The following is a 20,989-nucleotide window of genomic DNA, read 5'->3' on the forward strand; positions in this document are numbered from 1 at the left end:
CATCTGGGGAAATCTGCGGGAAAACAAAAAAGCAAAGTATTTCCTATTAAAAACAACTTTGTATACATAAGAAATTCTCAAAGTTTTGCATTTAATTAAAAGTTTAAAAACTATGAAAAAAGTAAAAAATATCATCATCACTTTTGGGCTGGCTTTAGCTTCGGTCTCCTGTGTGTCCAAACTGGCATACAAGGAGCCTGAGCTCGAGCTGCCCGAAACATTCAAATATACCGCAACCGCAGATACCGCAAGTGTTGCCAACCTGGAATGGAGACAGTTTTTCAGCGATCCGATGTTGCAGACATTGATCGAAAAAGGAATTAAAAACAACTACGATTTACAGATCGCCTTAAAACAGGTTGCTTCTTCACAGGAAAAATTAAAACAGGCAAAATATCTTCAATATCCCGATGTCGGTTTCGGAGTTTCTGCTCAAATTTCAAAGCCTTCGAAAAACAGTATGAACGGGCAAAGCTTAAACTTATTTTTAGGAAAAAGCTATGTTGAAGATTACAATGCAGCGTTCAATTTATCCTGGGAAGCTGATATTTGGGGGAAAATAAAAAATCAGCAGGAAGTTTCCAGAATGCAGTATCTTCAAACGTATGAAGCAACAAAAGCCATTCAGACACAAGTTGTGGCAGCGATTGCTCAGGGATATTACAATCTATTGATGCTTGATAAGCAAATGCAGATCGCAAAAGCAAATTTAGAATTAAGCAATAATACCCTTTCTCTCACTGAAAAATTGTGGCAAAGTGGTGACACAACATCTTTGGGAGTTCAGCAGGCAGCCTCTCAAAAGCAGTCTACAGAATTATTAATCACGCAATTGGAACAAAATATTGCTATCCAGGAAAATGCGTTGAGTATTCTGGTTGGAGAAAATCCGGGAAAAATCAGCAGAACGATTGAAATGTCTGAAACTTCTTTACCTCAGGATATTTCCGCGGGACTTCCGGCAGCCATGGTGAGCCGTCGTCCGGATGTTCGTCAGCAGGAATTGGTGTTGTTAGAATCAAACTCAGTAGTCGGAATTGCGCAGGCCAATATGTATCCTTCATTGAAAATTACGGCTAACGGAGGCGTAAATTCATTTAAAATTGACAACTGGTTCCAGATTCCGGCTTCATTGTTCGGATCTGTGTTAGGAGGTTTGACACAGCCTATTTTCCAGAAAAGACAATTGAAAACGGATTTAAATGTTGCTAAAATCCAGCGAGAGAAAAATGTTTTGGCGTTTCGTCAGTCGGTTTTGAATGCGGTGGGTGAAGTTTCTGATGCGTTGGTTTCTAATGAAAGTTTAAAAGTTCAGGAACAGAAAGCAAGTGAACAAGTAGTGACTCTGAAAAACGGAATTAAAAGTGCCGAAATGCTCTATAAAGGCGGAATGGCAAACTATTTAGAAGTCATAACTGCTCAGGGAAATTCTCTACAGGCAGAATTGAATCTTGCATCTGTAAAAAGACAGAGATTAAGCAGCATTGTAGATTTGTACCGGGCGTTAGGAGGCGGTTGGAAGTAGTAAATTTAATTATATTGTTAATGAAATGCGGTCTTTCGGGGCTGCATTTTTTGTTTTTATTTGAAGAGTATTTTAACATCCGAATGTCATTCAGAGCGAAACGCAGTGTAGCGTGGAATCTAGACTGTGTTTGTAGAAATTAATTTTAAAAATTGTTGCTTAGATTCCTACGGAATGGCAAAGTATGCGACATATTTACTATTGAAACTGCTCATTAATATACCCAATCACCTCATTAAAATCCTCCTGAGAATATCCCAATGGTAAATAATGAATATCATCCGCCTTCCGATACCAGGTCAACTGGCGTTTTGCGTATCGCCGGCTGTTTTTCTTAATTTCAGAAACCGCAAAATCCAAGTCCCATTCGCCATCAAAATATTTGAATAATTCAGCGTAACCAACCGTATTTAAAGCCGTCAGATGTTTAAATTTTTCTAAACTTTTCGCTTCATCTAGTAAGCCTTTTTCCATCATCATATCTACTCTCCTGTTGATCCGGTCGTACAACTCTTCTCTCGGCGCCTCAATTCCGATCCGAATCGTATTAAAATCTCGGGAATCCTGTGAAACAGCAATTTGTTCAGAATATTTTTTATTTGTTTGCCAAATAATGTCAATGGCCCGTAAAAGTCTTCTGTGATTATGAAAATCAACTACGGAAAAATATTCAGGGTCGAGTTCCTTCAGCATTTCCTGAAGCTTCTCAATTCCATCATTATCCAGGATTTCCTGTAATTTTTTTTGATTTTCTTCGTCGGCTTCCGGCAGATCATTTAAGCCTTCAATGACTGCTTTTTCATACATCATGCTTCCACCAACCAAAATAACAACATCGTGGTTTTCAAAAAGTTCATTGAGCTTTTTTTAAAGCATCTTCCTCGTATTGCCCGATCGAATAATATTCTTCAACTGAAAGGTTTCCGATAAAATGATGAGGTGCTTCCGCCAGTTCTTCTTCTGACGGTGAAGCAGTTCCGATTTTCATTTCTTTAAAAAACTGCCGCGAATCACAGGAAATAATTTCCGTACTGAAGTGTTTAGCCAGATCAATCGCCAGTCTCGTTTTGCCAATTCCGGTGGGACCTACAACAGAAATCAAATTTTTCTTTTTCACAGCGCCAATTTACGAAAAATTGATTTTTATTGTAACCGCAGAAGAAAATCGTGAAAACATTTAGTTTGGCAAAAGTTCAAAAAAAAGCAGAATGAAAAATTTTGTAAACTTTTGAAAATCTAAAACACATTGAAAATCTTTTGTGGCTTTTGCGGTAAAAATGGAATATAGTTAATACATACACTTAAATGTTTATCTTTGTACGACAATAAAAAACTATGATTTTATCAATGACCGGCTTTGGTAGAGCCGAAAGTGTTTTTGAGGGGAAAAAGATCACTATAGATATTAAATCTCTGAACAGCAAAAGTTTTGATTTAAATATCAAAATTCCTTTGAGATATAAAGAGAAAGAATTTGAGATCAGAAAAATTCTTAATGACCGAATTATCCGCGGGAAAGTAGATTGCTACATCAACATGGAAAATCTTGAAGAATCTACCGATGTGAAAATCAATAAAAGCCTCATCGGATCTTATATCAGCGAGCTTCGAAATATTGCGTCCGATGGTCCTGAATTTGAGTATCTGAAAATGGCTGTACGTCTTCCTGATGCGATCACTTCAAGACCTGATGAACTTTCTGAAGGCGAATGGGAAGCACTAGCCAGAATTGTAAATGCGGCAGTTGACCGTTTCGAAGAATTCAGAAAAACAGAAGGTAAAATCTTACACGAAGAGCTGGAAAGAAATATCCAGAATATTGATAAATATTTAAGTAAAGTTGTTCCTTTCGAAGAAGAACGAATTGTTTCCGTAAAAGAGCGCTATCAAAAGTCTCTCAAGGAGTTTGAAAATGTAGATGAAACCCGTTTCTATCAGGAAATGGCTTATTTTACTGAAAAACTTGACATTTCGGAAGAGAAAGTAAGACTTTCGCAACACCTTAAATATTATAAAGAAGTAATGGATAACGAAGATTTCAACGGGAAAAAGCTTGGATTTATCTCACAGGAAATCGGTCGTGAAATCAATACATTAGGCTCCAAAGCGAATCATGCAGAGATCCAGAAACTGGTTGTGATGATGAAGGATGATCTGGAAAAAATTAAAGAGCAAACGTTAAACGTATTATAATTAGTTGATAGGTTTTAGTTGATGGTTGTTGGATTTTCTGCCGCTATCAACGAACAACCATTAACCACTAACAATATGAATAAAGTTATCATATTTTCAGCACCGTCGGGAAGTGGAAAAACGACATTGGTAAAACATTCTCTGGAAGTATTTAATGAATTGCAGTTCTCAATTTCATGCACCACAAGACAACCGAGAGGAAGTGAAGTTCATGCTGTGGATTATCATTTTTTAACACCGGAAGAATTCAGACAGAAAATTACGGAAGATGCTTTTGTGGAATTTGAAGAAGTTTATACGGATAAATATTACGGAACGCTGAAATCCGAAGTTGAAAAAATCTGGAGTCAGGGAAAAGTAGTCATTTTTGATGTGGATGTAAAGGGCGGAATTTCTCTTAAAAAGTATTTTGGAGAAAAAGCATTGTCAATTTTTATTGAACCTCCTTCCATTGAAGAACTTGAACGAAGATTGATCTCAAGAAATACAGACGATGCCGAAACCATCAAAACACGCGTAGCAAAGGCAGAAGAAGAAATGTCTTATGCTAAAGAATTTGACAAGATTGTGATCAATTCCGATTTGGATATTGCAAAAAGAGAAATAGAAAGTTTAATAAAAAATTTTATAGAAAGAAACTAGAAGTTAGAGATTAGAAGTTAGTAAAAAAAATATCGCAAATTGTGGTTCAAAATCTAACATCTAATTTCTAAAATCTAACTTCTATAATCAAAAACATTGAGGTAAAATGAGTACCGAAACATTAGAAAAAGCTAAATCAACAATTCCTGTAAAAGGATTTTTAGATCTAAGAGATATAGCAATTCCTCAGGGAGAAGACTTGGTAAAAGCCATTCTTCAATTGAAGGAAGAAAAAAATGCAGTAATTCTGGCTCATTATTATCAGCCGGGAGAAATTCAGGATATTGCTGATTTTCTTGGAGATTCTCTGCAGCTGGCAAGACAGGCAAAGGATACAAATGCGGATATGATTGTTTTCTGTGGAGTACATTTTATGGCCGAAGCTGCCAAAATTTTAAATCCTACCAAAAAAGTCGTTCTTCCGGATACCCTGGCAGGATGTTCTCTGGCAGACGGATGTTCCGGAGAAGGTTTAAGAAAAATGCGCGAGCAACATCCCAATGCTTTGGTGGCAACCTACATCAACTGTAACGCTGAAACAAAAGCAGAAAGTGACATTATCGTAACCAGCTCAAATGCAGAAACAGTGATTGAAGCACTTCCGAAAGATCGCCCGATTATTTTCGCACCGGATAAAAACCTGGGAAGATATTTATCCCAAAAAAACAGGCCGTGAAATGATCCTCTGGGACGGAAGTTGTATCGTTCACGAAGCATTCTCCATGGAAAGAATTGCAAAGCAAATGGCAGAAAATCCTGATGCAAAATTGATCGCACACCCTGAAAGTGAAGAAGCTGTTTTAAAGCTGGCCCATTTCATCGGCTCTACTTCTGCCCTCTTGAATTATGTTGAAAAAGACGATTGCCAGAAATTCATCATTGCTACCGAAGAAGGCATCCTGCACGAAATGAAAAAACGTGCGCCTCACAAAGAATTGATTCCGGCATTGGTTTTTGATGAAACCTGCAACTGCTCAGAGTGTTTCTACATGAAACGCAATACGATGGAAAAACTGTATTTGTGTATGAAATACGAACTTCCTGAAATTATTATTGATGAAGAACTAAGGTTAAAAGCATTAAAACCTATTGAGGCAATGCTTGATCTTTCTAAAAGTATAAAATAAATTAAAGCACTGTTTTCGCAGTGCTTTTTTTGTTTAAACCATAGGAGCATAACAGGTTCCCCCTGGATTTCGCCAACAGCCCCAGGAACCTCCACCACGGAAACATACGTAAGCCTCACCACCGCAAGCATCTATTTGAACTTGCGTGAAACCTCCCTGAATTTTCGTCTGCTCTTTTCTTGAAAGTTTTTTAAGATTTTTCATAGTAGTTTTATTTAATTATAAATCAACTGTAATCGGAACAAAGCATTCCATATTTATAAGAACACAGTTTCTGCAGAACTCCGAAAGCGCCCAATATTCATCGCAAGAATACGTATCATTCGGACCGAAAGCACCTGTTGGACAACCATTACAATGCGAAATTGGCGGAACTGCTCCTCCCATAATCTGTTCTAAATTTTTTCTGTTTAATTTTCTAAGTTCTTTCATAATAATTTGATTTAGTTCACATTATAAATATAATCATATTTCTCATACATCACATAATATTGAAAAAAAATATTATTTCCAAAACTTTGTTATTTCAAAATAATTTGTACATTTGTTCAGTTACAATGAATTTTTCAGGAAACATATCAGATATTTCTGCCCCGATTTTCTCAATTTCGGAAGTATCTTTCGTTTCCATCATTGCTACAACAACTACAACCACCCCATAACGGGGTAAATTTCACATATCATTCACAGGCGTGTACTCTTTTATGAAGAGTAAAATTTCATTTTTCTTAACTTAAAATAAACATAATGAAAGTTTTAAAATTTGGCGGAACTTCTGTCGCCAGTGCCCAAAATATACTGCAGGTCGAAGATATTATAAAGAAAGAATCTCTGAGAAACAGAATTGTTGTTGTAGTTTCAGCGCTTCATGGCGTAACCGATCAATTGATAAAAGCAGCAGAATCAGCTTCTCAAAATGATGAAAATTATCTTCAAACTATTAAAAACCTTGAGGAAAGGCATTTGGATTTAGTTAAAGAATTAATTCCCATACTGGAACAAAGTTCATGGTTGAGCTTCGTTAAAAAACATTTTAACGACCTTGAAGATCTCTGCCACGGAATTTTCGTGTTGGGAGAGTTTACCGATAAAATTAAAGACAAAGTTACTTCTTACGGCGAATTTCTTTCATCAAATATTATTGCAGCAAGATTAAAATTTAAAGGACTTGATGTAATATGGATGAATTCTGCTGAAAACATTCTAACAAACAGTAATTACACCAATGCAAAAGTAAATTTTGAAGCCACAGAAAATAATTTGATAAAATTTTTAAATGAAAATGAAAATCAGATTATCATTGCTCCCGGCTTTATTGCTAAAGATGAAAAAGGCAACTCCACAACATTAGGACGCGGCGGTTCAGATTACACTGCATCAATCATCGCTTCAAGCATCAATGCTGATGAACTTCAGATATGGACAGATGTAAGCGGAATGATGACTGCCGATCCGCGACTGGTTTCCAACGCAAAACCGATTCCTGAAATTTCATATGCAGAGGCGATGGAACTTTCTCATTTTGGAGCAAAAGTTCTGTATCCTCCTACTATTCAGCCGGTCATGCTGAAAAATATTGATTTAAGAATTAAAAATACCTTTGATCCGGATGCATTTGGAACGTTAATTTCCCATCAATTACAAAAGCCAGGCTTTGAAAACCAGCAGATTGCAGTCGGAATTTCAAATATGAGCAACATTGCTTTATTAACTTTAGAAGGAAGCGGAATGATTGGAATTCCGGGATTTTCTGCAAAATTATTTCAATGTTTAAGCCATGAAAAAGTGAATGTTATTCTCATTACGCAAAGTTCCTCTGAACATTCCATTACAGTTGCCATTCATGAAAAAGATGTTTTTAATGCAAAAAATGCTATTAATTTCGCTTTTGAAGATGATATAAAACTCAAAAGAATTGATCCTGTAAAAATTGAAAACTCTCTTTCCATTATTGCTTTGGTCGGTGAAAATATGAAGAGCAGAAGCGGTGTAAGTGCAAAAATGTTTGGATGTTTAGGGAATAATGGCGTTAATATTCGTGCTATTGCACAAGGTTCTTCGGAGAAAAACATCAGTATTGTCATTTCGGAAAAAGATATTAAAAAAGCCGTGAATGTTTTGCATGAAGAATTTTTTGAATCGGAAATAAAACAAGTTCATCTTTACATCTGCGGAACGGGAAACGTCGGAAAGAAATTAATTCAGCAAATCTTTGATCAGAACGAATATCTTAAAGAAAATCTTTTCATCAATTTAAGAATTGCCGGGCTTTCCAATAGCCGCAAAATGATTTTCTCTGACAGAGGACTTTCAGAAAATGAATGTAAAGATTTTAACCAAAATGGTGAAGATGCTTCTGCAGAAAAATTTGCCCAGGAAATTATTTCAAGAAATCTAAGAAACTCTGTTTTTGTAGATGTTACCGCAAGTTCAGAAGTTCCGGATATTTATGAAAAAAATGCTAAAAAAGAGTGTAAATATTGTGGCTTGTAATAAAATTGCCGCTTCTTCAGATTTTGAAAATTATAAAAATTTGAAAAAACATTGCCAGAAATCACAGCTGCAAATTTTTCTTTGAAACCAATGTCGGAGCTGGACTTCCCATCATCGGAACGATTAATGATCTGATAAGAAGTGGCGATAAAATCACTTCTATCCAGGCGGTTTTGAGTGGGACTTTAAATTTTGTTTTTAACAACTATGATGGTGAAAAGTCTTTTTCTGAAATTGTTGCGGAAGCTCAAAAAGAGGGTTACACAGAACCCGATCCCAGACTGGATTTGGCAGGAACTGATGTTGCCCGAAAAATTTTAATTCTGGCCAGAGAAGCCGGTTATTCTTTAGAATTTAATGAAATTGAAAATGAAAGTTTTCTTCCTGAAGAATGCATGAAAGGTAGCGTTGAAGATTTTTATAATTCCCTTTCTAAACATGAAAATCATTTTAAAAATTTACTTGAAAAAGCTCAAAATCATAGAAAAATTTTAAAATATGTAGCCGAATTTAAAAATGGAAAAGCAAAAGTCGGATTACAGCATATTGCGCCTGAAAGTGACCTTTTTCATTTGTATGGAAAAGATAATATTGTGATTTTTAAAACATTGAGATATTCTGAACAGCCTTTGGTAGTAAAAGGCGCCGGAGCTGGAGCCGAAGTTACAGCAAGTGGAGTTTTCGCTGATATTGTTCGTTCTGTTTAAATTTAATTATGAAAAAAGTTAGATTACAAGTTCCCGCGACAGTTGCCAATTTGGTATGCGGATTCGATGTTTTGGGAATGGCCATTCATGAACCGTATGATGAAATGGAAATCAAATTATTGGAAACTCCTGAAATTATTATTAAACACATCGACAATTTTGGATTACCGGAAGAACCGTCAAAGAATGTCGCCGGAGTCGTTTTATTAAAAATTAAGGAGCATTTACATTTGAAAAATGGCTTTGAAGTCATCATTAATAAAAAAGATAAAACCGGGAAGCGGACTGGGATCAAGTGCGGCAAGTGCGGCCGGGGCAGCTGTCGGAGCCAATGCATTATTGGGAAATTTATTTAGTAAAGAAGAACTGGTTTATTTTGCAATGTTTGGTGAAGAACTGGCTTCCGGTGTGAAACATGCGGATAATATTGCGCCTTGCATTTTTGGCGGAATAACTTTAGTTAAATCTTCAAATCCTGTTGATATTATTCCGTTGAATTCTCCTGACTTATTCGTGACTGCAGTTCATCCGCAGGTTGAAGTAAAAACTTCGGATGCAAGACAGATTTTGAAGAAAAATATTCTTTTGAAAGATGCCATAGAACAATGGGGAAATATTGCCGGATTAGTTGCCGGAATTCAAAAAAAACGATTTCAGATTGATGGGAAGAAGTTTAAATGATGTGATTGTAGAACCGATCAGAAGTATTCTAATTCCGAAATTTAAAGAAATTAAAGAAAAAAGTTTGGAACTGGGCGCTTTAGGCGGAGGAATTTCAGGTTCAGGACCATCAATCTTTATGCTTTCTGAAAAAGAAAAAATTTCACAGAAAATAGCAGAAATGATGAAATCTGTTTATGATGAAATTGATATTGAAAGTTTCGTGTATGTTTCAAAAATAAATCCGGCAGGAATTAAAATCATTGAAAATTAAATTTATCCCCAATGAAGTATTACAATTTAAAAAACAAAACAGAAGTTGTTAATTTTAAAACAGCTACCATAAAGGGACAGGGAAAAGAGAAAGGTTTATTCTTCCCTGAATTCATTCCGCAATTTGATAAGGATTTTATTGAAAATTTACATCAATATTCCGATGAGGAAATTGCTTTTCAATGCATGAAAGATTTTGTTGGAGATGAAATTCCACCTGATATTTTAAAGCAGATCGTTTCAGAAACTATTAATTTTGAAATTCCTCTGAAAAAAATTAATGAAAACATTTATTCCTTAGAACTTTTTCACGGACCGACATTGGCTTTTAAAGACGTCGGAGCAAAATTTATGAGCCGTTCTCTTTCCTATTTTCTGAGGGATGAGAATAAAAAAAGTAACGGTTTTAGTTGCCACTTCAGGAGATACCGGAGGTGCAGTTGCCAATGGATTCTACAAAACTGAGAATATTAATGTGGTGATACTTTATCCTAAAAACAGGGTGAGTGAAGTTCAGGAAAAGCAATTGGCGGCTCTTGGTGAAAATATTTTGGCACTGGAAGTTGACGGCAGTTTTGATGATTGTCAGCGTCTGGTAAAACAGGCTTTTTCGGATGAAGAAATAAATTCAACCCTATTTTTAACTTCAGCCAATTCTATCAATGTCGCAAGGTGGCTTCCTCAGCAGATTTATTATTTATTAGCTTTAAAACAATGGAAGAAATTAGAAAATGAAAACCCTGTAATTTGCGTTCCCAGTGGAAATTTCGGGAATATTTGTGCGGGAATTTTAGCAAATCTGCGAGGTCTTCCTGTGGAACATTTCATTGCAGCGTGTAACGAAAATGATGTCATTTCGAATTATTTAGAAACACAAAAATTAGAAATAAAAGAAACTGTTTCAACGATTTCCAATGCGATGGATGTAGGAAATCCCAGCAATTTTGTGAGAATTCTTGAACTTTTTAATCATCAGTTTAAAGCAATTTCAAATACAATTTCGGGATATTCTATTAATGATGAAAAAAACACTGGAAACCATCAAAGAAGTTTATCATCAAAATGAATATATTCTTGATCCCCACAGCGCTGTTGCTTTTGCTTCACTGGCTGAATATCTTAAAGAAAACCCTGATAAAAAAGGATTTATCTTAGGAACCGCCCATCCTATCAAATTTCCTGATACGGTAGAAAAAGCTATTAATACAAAAATTGAAATGCCAGAATCACTGGAAAGTTTAATGAATCAAAAGAAAAAAACTGTGGAAATTTCTGTGGATTTTGAAGAATTAAAGCGATTTTTGCTTTATAAAAATTAGCAAGATGAGCAAAATATTTCTTGAAGACGTAAAAATCTATGCCTATCATGGTGTTTTACCTGAAGAAAACATCATCGGGACTTATTATATTTTAAATCTGGAAATTCATACCGATCTTTGGAAAGCAGCGCAATCAGATAATCTGGATGATACGATCAGCTATGCAGATATTAATGAAGTTATCCGTCATGAAATGAAAATTAAGTCTAAATTACTTGAACATGTTGCAGGAAGAATCATATCAAAAATTCACGAAAATTTTCCGGAAATTTCTTACATTAAATTAAAAATTACCAAAACAGCCCCACCCATGCTTGGCGAAATGAAAGGAGCAAGTATTGAACTCGAAAAAAGTTTCAAGCCTGATTATTAAAAAATTATTATTTTCGTTTAAATTAAATTGAAAATTGAAATTCATCAAAATAATATTTATTCTGGCTTTTATTAATATTTTCGGACAGACGAATATTGATAACCCGGTTGCTAATTATAATTTTCCGAAGATAAAATCCAGCATTACAATGCCGGTAACGATTCCTCTTTCGGAAATCAGCAACATAATCAATGCATCGGTAAAAGACCTCATTTATCAGGATGACTCTTATACAGATAACAACAACGATCAATTCAAAGTAAAAGTATGGAAAACGCGCCCTATAAGACTCGTGGGAGGCACCAATCAAAACATACTGATTGAGGTTCCTCTAAAAATATGGGCAGAAAAGGGAATCGGAACACTCGGCCTTTACACGTATCAGAGTATAACTTTTGAAACGGTAATGTCTTTTAATACCACTATCAATTTAAAAAATAACTGGACGATAACCACACAGACCCAAACCAACGGCTTCCGCTGGGTTACAAAACCTGTTTTGGATTTTGGAAAAATACAGATTCCCATCACTTCTCTGGTGGAAAAAAGCCTGAAAGAGCAACAGGAGAAATTCTGTAAAACCATTGACCAGCAGATGGCTTCACAACTGAATTTTCAACAGTACGCCATCACCGCATGGAATGCTTTTGCAAATCCGTTCAATATTTCGGAAGATTTTAAAACCTGGCTTAAGATCACACCCGTAAGCGTTCACATTACTCCATTAAAGTTTTACGGAAATCAGATCAACACCAGTCTGGGAATTGATATTTTTTCTGAAACATATACCGGTAACAGACCAGCATCTTCAGAACCTGTAAGAACGGCTGCAGACTTTGGTTTTGTTTCTTCGGTGGCAGATCAGTTTTTGCTGCAGACAACCGCTAATGTTCCTTTTACGGAAGCAACCCATATTGCCAGGAATATGTTTCTAGGTAAGGAATATGAAATCAGAGGATCTTCGGTCAAAATTAAGGATATAAAAGTCTATGGAGTTGACGATCGTGTGATGATTGAAGCAGAAACAGAAGGCTACGTCAAGGTAACGGCTTTTATTTCGGGAATTCCTGTTTACGATGATATAAAAAAGAAAATCGTGCTTTCCGACACGAAATTTAAACTGAAAACTTCAAATATCTTACAAAAAACAGCAACATTACTTTTCCGTGGAAGAATTGTAAAAATGATAGAAGAAGAGTATGGGATTCCCACTCAGGATCTTGAAAACAGCTCAAGGAAAAGTATTGATGAAGCATTTAATAAAGAATATTATAAAGGACTGAAAATGAACGGTAAAGTTTTCAACCTAAAACCTTCAAAAATTTTTATGAATCCTTTGGGAATCACAGCGTTGATCGACATCAATGCAACATTAAAACTAATGCTTAACGGATTATAAATAAAAAACTAATAACATGAGAAAATATTTACGCGTAGTTGATCAGAACAGGGCTACAAAATGGGTAAGATTTGCGAATTTTATCATTGACAGGATCATTTTTTCTTTTTCTTTCTTTATTATAGGATCTCTCGGAGTCATCGTTGATACTATTTTAGGGATTCAGTATTTTACGGAGCTGTTTGCCAATTTTGCAGAAGTTAACAGGGCAATTGATATTTTAGTTACCGCGATTCTGTACTTTCTTTATACCTTTTTACTGGAATATAGTACTAAAGGGCGAACAATCGGGAAATATATAACCGGAACTAAAGTAATTACCACCGATGGACAAATTCCTACCATGTACGAGTTTTTCATTCGAAACATTTCAAGACTGGTTCCTTTTGACATTCTTTCTTTTTTGGGAGAAAATGGTTGGCATGACAGCTGGAGCGATACACGCGTAGTGAATATAAAAAATTATGAAGCTGAAAAACAAGCTAAAAGCGAAATAGAAAGCATCGGCGCAAAAGAAATTGCGTAAAAAACTTTTGTCGGATCATATATTTTGTTATATTTGCACACCTAAAAATGGTAAAGACATGGTACTTTGGCCGAGCGGCTAGGCAGTGGTCTGCAACACCATCTACAGCGGTTCGAATCCGCTAGGTACCTCCAAAATCCCTATCCTATCGAACATAGTTTAGGGATTTTTTTATCTAAATTTCAAATTGAGTATTTCACTTCCGGTAATGTAAGGCAATAAAACATTCCTATTTATAATGCAGTAGCGAATGTAAGGAAACCGAACAGTATTCCAGGACTGTTGGCAACTACAATAGGCCAGTCTCTTTTAGGTTTTTTGATAAGCCCGTACATTACCCACAGACTGCAATTGATCCCCGCTACAAGCGGCTGAAGCCAATCACCTTTATCACTATTTAAGTTACCGGATATTTGCGGAATGTAAGAAAAATACATCACCATTGCAGTTAGAGTCGCTACCCACCCTAATACCTGCATAAATTTTTCATTCATAATATTCATATTAAAGCAATCTAAACCTGAAATTATTATGCCAACAAAAAAGAAAGATATTTTTTACTTCGGTAGATATTAAAGCTTAATGAAGCTTTGTTAAAAAGAAATATAATTGATAATTATATTAGAGGTAAAAACCACACACAACTTTTTATCGTACATAGGTATAAGTGGTGTATATAAAATTAAATACAACTCATTAATTTGAGTTTTCATGGTTATTAGTTTTTAATCCCTAGAGAGATCTGGGGATTTTTAAAATTATTCTGATGCGTAATTTCACCGAAGGTTATATAAAAAATATAGCCCCCTTCAAAAGGAGCTATTTATTTCTTATTATAGAATATTGAACTATCTGATTATTTTTTCAATACTGGCTTTAGCACAGTTAAAAGCTTCTTCAGCTTCTTCGTACAATACATTTACTGAAATTTCAAAACCGCTTGCCATAAAAAAGGTTACATTCCCTTCTATATTGAAACTCAGGAAACCGATATGATTCACATTAACCACCAAAGGTTTACCTAAAACTTTCGCACCTTCAATAGAATTTGGTTTCTTTACATTGATGATGTTAGAAGCCTTTATATATATTAAGCCTTCTGATGTCGTTTTTATTATATAAGACACGTAATAATTTTTTGTAAAGATACATATTTTTAAAAATGTAAAAAATCCCCAGCCGGAGCAGAGGATTAAATGAAAAAATTAATATTTAAGTGATGGTGTTGCTTTTAAAAATATTCTCAGATCTCTCCGAGAATATTGTAAGTTCCTTTTTAGGGATTTTTTAATAGTTGCGATTAAGTATTCAAGTACTATGCCAAGAATAGCGCTGGTTGAATATTGTTTAATATTAAAAAAACATGTTGATAGTAGACCGTAAAATAAAAAAAGCCCCCGGAGTACGGGAGCTAAAAACTAATAACCATGAAAACTCAAATTAAATATGAGAATCGGTGCAAATGTACAAATTATTTTCTTTAAAACTCATGGCTTGCATCTATACATATTATCTGTTATTTAAAGATTAAAATTATTATTTAATTAAAAATAAATTATTACCGAATTATATGAAAAGTATATGATGATAGGTAGAAAAATTTTAATTATTATTAAATATTCTATATAATTTTTTATATAAAAAAAGTCCCCATATTTCTACGAGGACTAAAAACTAATAACCATGAAAACTCAAATTAAACATGAGTGACTGCAAATTTAAGAAATGCACGGTTTAAAAATATTATTTGCTTGTATTAATTTTATAATCTTAACAAAATTTTATTAGTAATTAAAAATCTATTAAGTTTATGATAAGTCCAAAATTTCCATTGGCTAAAAGAGATAAGCACTTTTTATTACTAAAATTTTTAATAAAATAATTCTGGAAAAAATTAAACAATCATTTAACAAATGTTAAAAAGAAAGCTCTCATTTCTGAGAGCTTCTTTACCAAATAATGATTAATATTTGTATTATTCTTTGATGAATTTCTTTTGAGCTGTGCCCTGAGCATCATCAATATCAATTACGTAAATTCCGTTAATGAGAGTATGTACATCAATTTTATTATTCAGAATAATTCCAGATGATACAATTTGTCCTACTGAATTATAAATTTTGTAATTAGCTCTTTTGCTAATATTCTTCACATTCAGTACTGTTTTTACCGGATTCGGATAAATCAGGATTTCAGTCTGATTCACAGGATTTGGAACAATTGGTTTTGAAATTCTCACTGTATAATCTTCTACCTCACCAGTAGGGAAGCTTACACAATTTACAGGAATTCCGTCTTTCTGAAGAGCAACACGCATTACTACATATTTAAAATCAGTCAAACTAATGAATGCGTCTGTAGGAACAGAGAATGTTCCGCTTACAGTTTGCTCATTGTTTGGTCCTGAAACAAAGACTCTTTCATTAATATCAAAATATCCGTTTCTGTTGAAATCAATCCAAACTGCAACGCCTGCATTTGTACTTCCTGAAAGTTTTTTCTCAATCGTGATCTTATTGTCTGAAGATCCCTGAATAAGCTCAATAAATGTATTGTTAAGTCCTGTATAATCTGTATAGTTTGAGGCTTGCGACTCGTTCATCATTTCTGGTTTACCGTTTGGTGTAACAGTTACTTTTGAAATATATTCTGAACTAGAAGTCGTAGAAGACATCTGACAATAAACTACCGTTGGGGTAGTAAACAGATAAGGCAGTGTATAGGTACCCGGAGTTCCGCTACAAACGTTTGCTACCTGCATTTCGTATTGTGTAAGCTCCAGAAGTCCTGACAATGTAACCGTATTCGTATTTGAAGTAACCGTAGTCCAGCTCGGGATACCAATTTTTCTATATCTCAAAACATAGGTTGCACCAGGGAAAGGCTGCCAAGTTACCTGAGCTGAAGTTGTCGTAAGATTAGTAATTGTTAATCCCGGAGGAGCAATATCACAAGTTCTTTCCGTAGTAAATACTTTAGGATTTGACCAAGGGTTTAATGTGCTTTCATTATCGCACATATTGGCAATCTGAACTTCATAAGTTGTATAAACATTCAGACCTCCAAGATTATATGTGTTGGCAGGTGCTAATGGTAAAGGAATATTTGTACTCCATCCGCCGGCACCACTACCCACAATTCTATATCTTAAGAAGTAATGCGAGCTTACCGCTAACGGCGACCATGTAATCAAAGCTGAATTCGTTGTGATGTTACTGATCGTTACATCTGGAGGCGTAGGATCACATCTCGTAGTGAATGTATTGTTGGAAGGTGTTCCCTGGCTTCCGTTACAAACTGCAACAATCTGTACTTCGTATAATGTAGCAGGTAAAAGGTTTGTTAAAGTGGTCGTATTCGTTGGTGTTGGATAAGGTGCTGCCGCCACGCTGACTGTCTGCCAAGGTGCGCCGGATCCTACCGGTCTGTAATTAACGATATAGCTTGCTCCACCATTGTCCTGAGGCCATGTCAGTACGACTGAGTTGTGCGTTGGTGTACCCACTGTTACAACCGGAGTTGCCTTACTGCATACACGCAAGCTAATATTATCTATGGCAACCGGAGGCTGTGTACCGCCGCCGCCATCATTTCTCCATTCAAATACAAGACGCATTGTAGAACCTGCAAAACTTGAAATGTTTAATGCCGGGTTAAGGAATGTTTGCCATGTAGTTTGTTGGTTATAGTTGTTTCCGATCTGAATTCTTCCTGTTCCGGCAGTAATTTGCGTTCCCGAAGTTGGCATAAATGTAGCCGGTACCAGCCAAACTCTCAAATAGTCCCAGTTGGATTCACCAGCAGCTTTCCAGTCAAAAGAGAAAGTAGCGGTAGTCGTTGCCGCAGGAATGGCAATATCTCTGTATGCATGAACTACGCTAGATGAACTTGTGTTGTAAGCATTTGTTGTACCGTTGGTATTGGAAATATACAATGAATTGGCAGGATTTCCTGTTGCATTTCCATAAGTCCATTTGTTAGCCTGTGTACCGTTGGTATATCCTAAATCACTTCCTGTAGTAAATTGCTGAACATAAGGAAGGTTTGCCGGGATCTGCGTTGTAGTGAAGCTAGGTCCCGCAACCCAAAAGCTTCTGTCTGATCCTGCGCATACCGAACGTACCCAGAAATAATAGGTGGTGTTTGGTACCAGAGGTGACAATGTTGTTGAAGTTCCGGTTGAAGTTGAAGTTGGCGTACTTGATGATGTAGGAGGAACGTTAGTCGTCGTCAAGTATATCTGGTATCCCCCAACCGGTGCAGGTGAAGGCGCTGTCCAGCTTATTGATGCTGTATTAGATCCTACACTTGTTACCTGAATATTTTGAGGAACCTTACATGTAGGGATACTTAAATTAATATTATCAATCGCAATCGGAGGTTGTGTACCGCCGCCGCCATCATTTCTCCATTCAAAAACAAGACGCATAACACTTCCTGCAAAAGAACTTAGATTGAGTGCCGGATTGAAATAGTTTTGCCATGTCGTTTGCAGCCCATAATTACCTCCAATCTGGATTCTTCCACCACCGGCAGTAATCTGGTTTCCGAGAGTCGGCATATAATTCACAGGTACGAGCCATACTCTTAAATAGTCCCAGTTATTTTCTCCATCTCCTTTCCAGTCAAACATTAATGTAGCATCGGTTGTTCCTGCCGGCACGATAATATCCCTGAATGCATGAACTACACTAGACGAGCTTGTATCATAAGCATTGGTTGTACCATTGGTATTTGAAATATACAATGAATTGGCAGGATTTCCTGTTGCTGAACCATAAACCCATTTATTGGTCTGAGTCCCATTAGAAAGCTGAAGATCATTTCCTGTTGAAAAATTCTGTGTGTAAGGTATTGTTGTAGGTATCTGAGTTGTTGAGAAACTAGGTCCGGCCACCCATACACTTTTATCTGTAGCACTACATACAGAACGTACCCACCAGAAATAAGTAGTAGCTGTCGCTAAACCACCCGGATTTGCTGTTGTTCCGGTATTAGGAGTTCCTATAGTAGCAGAAGTTGGAGGCGTGTTGGTTGTACTAAGATAATATTCATATCCCACTCCCGGAACAGGACTCGGCGCAGTCCAGTTTAAAGTGGCCGTATTTGGCGCTACTGCGGATACACCCAGACCTGATGGCATAATACAGGTAGGTATACTGATATTAATGTTGTCCACGGCAACAGGAGGTTGTGATCCGAATGAGTCGTCATTCCTCCACTCAAAAACAAGTCTCATTGTTGCTCCCGCATACGCACTAATGTTAAGATTTGGCGTACTGTATGTTTGCCATGAAGACTGCAGTTCAAACTGTCCTAACTGGAATCTTCCTGTACCTGTGGTAATCTGAGTTCCCGGGGTTGGTGTATAAGTTGCAGGAACTAACCATACCCGTAGATAATCCCAGCCAGATTCCCCTACATTTTTCCAGTCAAAAGAAAAGTTGGCAATAGTAGATCCTGCAGGAATCGTAAAATCTCTGTAGGCTTGCACAACACTCGTGACACCCGTGTTATAAGCATTGGCGGCACCATTGTTTGAGATGTAAATAGAGTTGCCAGGATTCCCTGTAGCAGAACCATAAAACCATTTATTTGTCTGAGTTCCGTTTAGAAGCGTGAAATCATTTGCGGTATTAAAGTCTTGCGAATAGGGTAATGTTGCAGGTGCTTGTCCGTAGGCATCCGGTATGGCGCCTAGATTCAACAAACACAGAAGAAGTACTAAGAAAGTAGAAATTTTCTTCATAAGTTATCATTTAATATTAATCATTGCAAATCTAATTCGTTTTTTGATAATATATAGCATAAAACAAAATGTTTTTTGTAAAAATTCTATCAGATATCAAAAAGGAATTTATCAAAACGAAGAAATAATCTTGTTTTTAAGCAAACGCTTAATTTAATTTTTTAGTATTGACGAGTAAGAATATATAGTTATTCGAGAATCATTTACAAAGATCAAAAAAAAAGGTCCCCTTATAAAGGAGACCAAAAACACAAATGATGAAAAAAAATTTTATAGAATCAATCAATTTAATTCTTAAGTAAAATTAAATATGAAAACACGGAAACTTTATGATTAAAGTCACATTTAGGGAAAATTTTAAATTTAACTAAATGAAAGTATAGTAAATTTAAAAACTCCCCAGAGTTACTGAGGAGTTTAAAAAGGGTATATGGGGTCTAAAAAAAGTGTTCTTATCTAGCCGAATCAGTTCCTGTTCCTGCCGAAGTTTTTGTACTTCTGTCAGATCCGTTAGTCTGATTAGGTGTTGTAGCCTGTCCCGAGGTTCCCCTTTCCTGATTCATCAAACTGTCTCGTACACTTGCGGTGGTGTCCATAGATGAACCGGAAGTTGTATTGTCAGATGGCAAAGTTCCTGTAGAAGCTGAATCACTTATTGAGTTATCATTCTGTACTTCCTGCTTTTTGCAGCTTATGGCAAAAAGGCTTATTCCCAGCATTAATAGCATTACTTTTTTTCATATAAATAATTTTTGGTGTATAATTAATTTCAAATTTATATACATTAAAATGAAACCGTTATGAGCCAGATCATAATATGATAAAGCATACAATCATTTTAATACAATTCTGGAATACATAATCAACTTCACCAATTAAATCAACAGTTATTTACAGTTATGAGCCTATATTATTAAACATATTTCACATTATTTAATAGATTTTCTAAAATTTTAACATTACTTAAATAAGTTTTGGCTTCATAATTGAAAATACCATACAATCAAAGCCTAGTCTTCGATACCTATTAAAATTTGAATTATGAAAAGTATAGTGTTGACGGGATTGTTGTCAGTATTTTTATTGACCGCCTGTAAAAAAAGATGATCAGATAGCCGAAAAATCACTGGAACAACAAAAAATGGAATTCCAGATGAGACAACTCGAAATTGAAAAGCAAAAATTAGCCATTGAAAAAGAAAAAATGGCTTACGAAGCTCAGAAAAAGGCTGACAGTATTGCCGAAGTTCAAAAGGCTAAAACAGCGGTAGCGAATTCAAAACCTCAGGTAATTAGAGAAACACATACCGTGTACAGAGACAGACCTAGCTCAAGTTCAAATAATGGAACTTATGCCAATAACGGAAGCACTGCCTCACAAGGTACTACTCAGAAAAAAGGGATGAGCGAAGCTGCTAAAGGTACCATTATCGGTGCTGTAGGAGGAGCTGCACTGGGAGCGATTGTTAACAAAAAAAAGTCCGGGTGCCGGTGCCGCGATTGGTGGTGTAATTGGTGGTGCTACAGGATATACGCTGGGTAGAGCACAGGATAGAAAAAGCGGAAGAGTACAGCCACGTAATTAATTATTTTTACTATATCTTAGAAAGATTGCTTATTTTTAAGCAATCTTTTTTTATGTTTTTAATTTTCCTTTCCAGTATTTTTTTGATTCCGGTTTTTATGGGCTGGGGAAAGGCTACTGAATATATCTCAGGTAAATTTTTAAGTGGCATTTCGGGTAAATCATTATCAGGGATTTTTATCATCAGCATACTATGGACAGTTTTGGCATTTTTTGTCCCTTTAAATTCACATGTTGAGATTGCAACGATAGTAGTAGGGGGGATTCTATTTCTTTAAGCATAAAATTTACAAAGAATTTACTTGCTTCTCCAAAAAAAGACTGGGTATTAATCGCATTCATTTCAATTATCATTTTATTTTGCGGATCTTTTTATCCGTTTATTTTAGATCATTTCGGATATTACGTACCTACCGTA

The 20,989-nt window shown here is 35.7% G+C and carries 15 protein-coding genes, 1 tRNA gene and 5 pseudogenes; 14 read left to right on the plus strand and 7 right to left on the minus strand.

The window, feature by feature from the left end:
- The first annotated feature begins 112 nt into the window (after positions 1-112).
- Positions 113-1,525, plus strand: coding sequence for an efflux transporter outer membrane subunit (locus tag AAHI02_RS09810; RefSeq protein WP_346986490.1), 1,413 nt, complete (start codon positions 113-115; stop codon positions 1,523-1,525).
- Between the two features lie 198 nt (positions 1,526-1,723).
- Here the strand turns inward: AAHI02_RS09810 and miaA are convergent.
- Positions 1,724-2,642 (minus strand): annotated as a pseudogene (miaA, locus tag AAHI02_RS09815) (tRNA (adenosine(37)-N6)-dimethylallyltransferase MiaA).
- Between the two features lie 218 nt (positions 2,643-2,860).
- Between miaA and AAHI02_RS09820 the strand changes: the two are divergent.
- From AAHI02_RS09820 to nadA, 3 genes and pseudogenes are all read left to right on the plus strand, one after another.
- On the plus strand, positions 2,861-3,718 hold the full coding sequence (locus AAHI02_RS09820) for a YicC/YloC family endoribonuclease (RefSeq protein WP_346986491.1): 858 nt from the start codon (positions 2,861-2,863) through the stop codon (positions 3,716-3,718).
- 75 nt (positions 3,719-3,793) lie between these two features.
- Complete coding sequence (gene gmk / locus AAHI02_RS09825) at positions 3,794-4,360, plus strand: guanylate kinase (RefSeq protein WP_346986492.1); 567 nt, start codon at positions 3,794-3,796, stop codon at positions 4,358-4,360.
- 106 nt (positions 4,361-4,466) lie between these two features.
- Positions 4,467-5,487: pseudogene (gene nadA, locus AAHI02_RS09830) on the plus strand (quinolinate synthase NadA).
- Between the two features lie 219 nt (positions 5,488-5,706).
- Here nadA and AAHI02_RS09835 read toward each other — a convergent pair.
- Positions 5,707-5,919: a hypothetical protein gene (locus AAHI02_RS09835; RefSeq protein WP_346986493.1), complete on the minus strand. Its 213-nt coding sequence runs from the start codon at positions 5,917-5,919 to the stop codon at positions 5,707-5,709.
- Positions 5,920-6,013: 94 nt separating this feature from the next.
- Positions 6,014-6,142, minus strand: a complete 129-nt coding sequence (locus tag AAHI02_RS09840) for a hypothetical protein (RefSeq protein WP_346986494.1) — start codon at positions 6,140-6,142, stop codon at positions 6,014-6,016.
- A gap of 92 nt (positions 6,143-6,234) precedes the next feature.
- On the opposite strand from AAHI02_RS09840, the pseudogene thrA reads away from it, so the two are divergent.
- The 7 genes and pseudogenes from thrA to AAHI02_RS09875 all read left to right on the plus strand — a co-directional run bounded on the left by thrA (position 6,235) and on the right by AAHI02_RS09875 (position 13,371).
- Positions 6,235-8,687, plus strand: a pseudogene (gene thrA, locus AAHI02_RS09845) (bifunctional aspartate kinase/homoserine dehydrogenase I).
- Positions 8,688-8,695: 8 nt separating this feature from the next.
- Positions 8,696-9,621 (plus strand): annotated as a pseudogene (locus tag AAHI02_RS09850) (homoserine kinase).
- Between the two features lie 11 nt (positions 9,622-9,632).
- Positions 9,633-10,939, plus strand: a pseudogene (thrC, locus tag AAHI02_RS09855) (threonine synthase).
- Between the two features lie 4 nt (positions 10,940-10,943).
- Positions 10,944-11,312: a dihydroneopterin aldolase gene (gene folB, locus AAHI02_RS09860; RefSeq protein WP_346986495.1), complete on the plus strand. Its 369-nt coding sequence runs from the start codon at positions 10,944-10,946 to the stop codon at positions 11,310-11,312.
- A 34-nt stretch (positions 11,313-11,346) separates the two neighbouring features.
- Positions 11,347-12,711: a DUF4403 family protein gene (locus tag AAHI02_RS09865; RefSeq protein WP_346986496.1), complete on the plus strand. Its 1,365-nt coding sequence runs from the start codon at positions 11,347-11,349 to the stop codon at positions 12,709-12,711.
- 16 nt (positions 12,712-12,727) lie between these two features.
- Complete coding sequence (locus tag AAHI02_RS09870; RefSeq protein WP_346986497.1) at positions 12,728-13,237, plus strand: RDD family protein; 510 nt, start codon at positions 12,728-12,730, stop codon at positions 13,235-13,237.
- 60 nt (positions 13,238-13,297) lie between these two features.
- Positions 13,298-13,371, plus strand: a tRNA-Cys gene (locus AAHI02_RS09875).
- 99 nt (positions 13,372-13,470) lie between these two features.
- Here the strand turns inward: AAHI02_RS09875 and AAHI02_RS09880 are convergent.
- From AAHI02_RS09880 to AAHI02_RS09895, 4 genes are all read right to left on the minus strand, one after another.
- Complete coding sequence (locus AAHI02_RS09880; RefSeq protein ID WP_346986498.1) at positions 13,471-13,731, minus strand: SemiSWEET family transporter; 261 nt, start codon at positions 13,729-13,731, stop codon at positions 13,471-13,473.
- 354 nt (positions 13,732-14,085) lie between these two features.
- Entirely contained in the window at positions 14,086-14,364 is a 279-nt protein-coding gene (locus AAHI02_RS09885; RefSeq protein WP_042721377.1) for a hypothetical protein, read from the minus strand.
- 848 nt (positions 14,365-15,212) lie between these two features.
- Positions 15,213-18,986: a fibronectin type III domain-containing protein gene (locus AAHI02_RS09890; RefSeq protein WP_346986499.1), complete on the minus strand. Its 3,774-nt coding sequence runs from the start codon at positions 18,984-18,986 to the stop codon at positions 15,213-15,215.
- A gap of 452 nt (positions 18,987-19,438) precedes the next feature.
- On the minus strand, positions 19,439-19,705 hold the full coding sequence (locus AAHI02_RS09895; protein WP_346986500.1) for a hypothetical protein: 267 nt from the start codon (positions 19,703-19,705) through the stop codon (positions 19,439-19,441).
- A gap of 434 nt (positions 19,706-20,139) precedes the next feature.
- Here AAHI02_RS09895 and AAHI02_RS09900 point away from each other — a divergent pair, with 434 nt between their 5' ends.
- The 3 genes from AAHI02_RS09900 to AAHI02_RS09910 are packed head-to-tail and all read left to right on the plus strand — an operon-like array spanning position 20,140 to position 20,849.
- A complete protein-coding gene (locus AAHI02_RS09900; protein WP_346986501.1) occupies positions 20,140-20,529 on the plus strand; it encodes a hypothetical protein in 390 nt (129 codons plus the stop codon).
- Positions 20,498-20,572, plus strand: a complete 75-nt coding sequence (locus tag AAHI02_RS09905; RefSeq protein WP_312901707.1) for a hypothetical protein — start codon at positions 20,498-20,500, stop codon at positions 20,570-20,572. The genes AAHI02_RS09900 and AAHI02_RS09905 overlap by 32 nt, the downstream gene beginning before the upstream one ends.
- A gap of 52 nt (positions 20,573-20,624) precedes the next feature.
- Entirely contained in the window at positions 20,625-20,849 is a 225-nt protein-coding gene (locus tag AAHI02_RS09910; RefSeq protein WP_346986502.1) for a hypothetical protein, read from the plus strand.
- Positions 20,850-20,989 lie beyond the last annotated feature (140 nt).

Source organism: Chryseobacterium sp. POE27, assembly GCF_039727685.1.
Classification (GTDB): Bacteria; Bacteroidota; Bacteroidia; order Flavobacteriales; family Weeksellaceae; genus Chryseobacterium.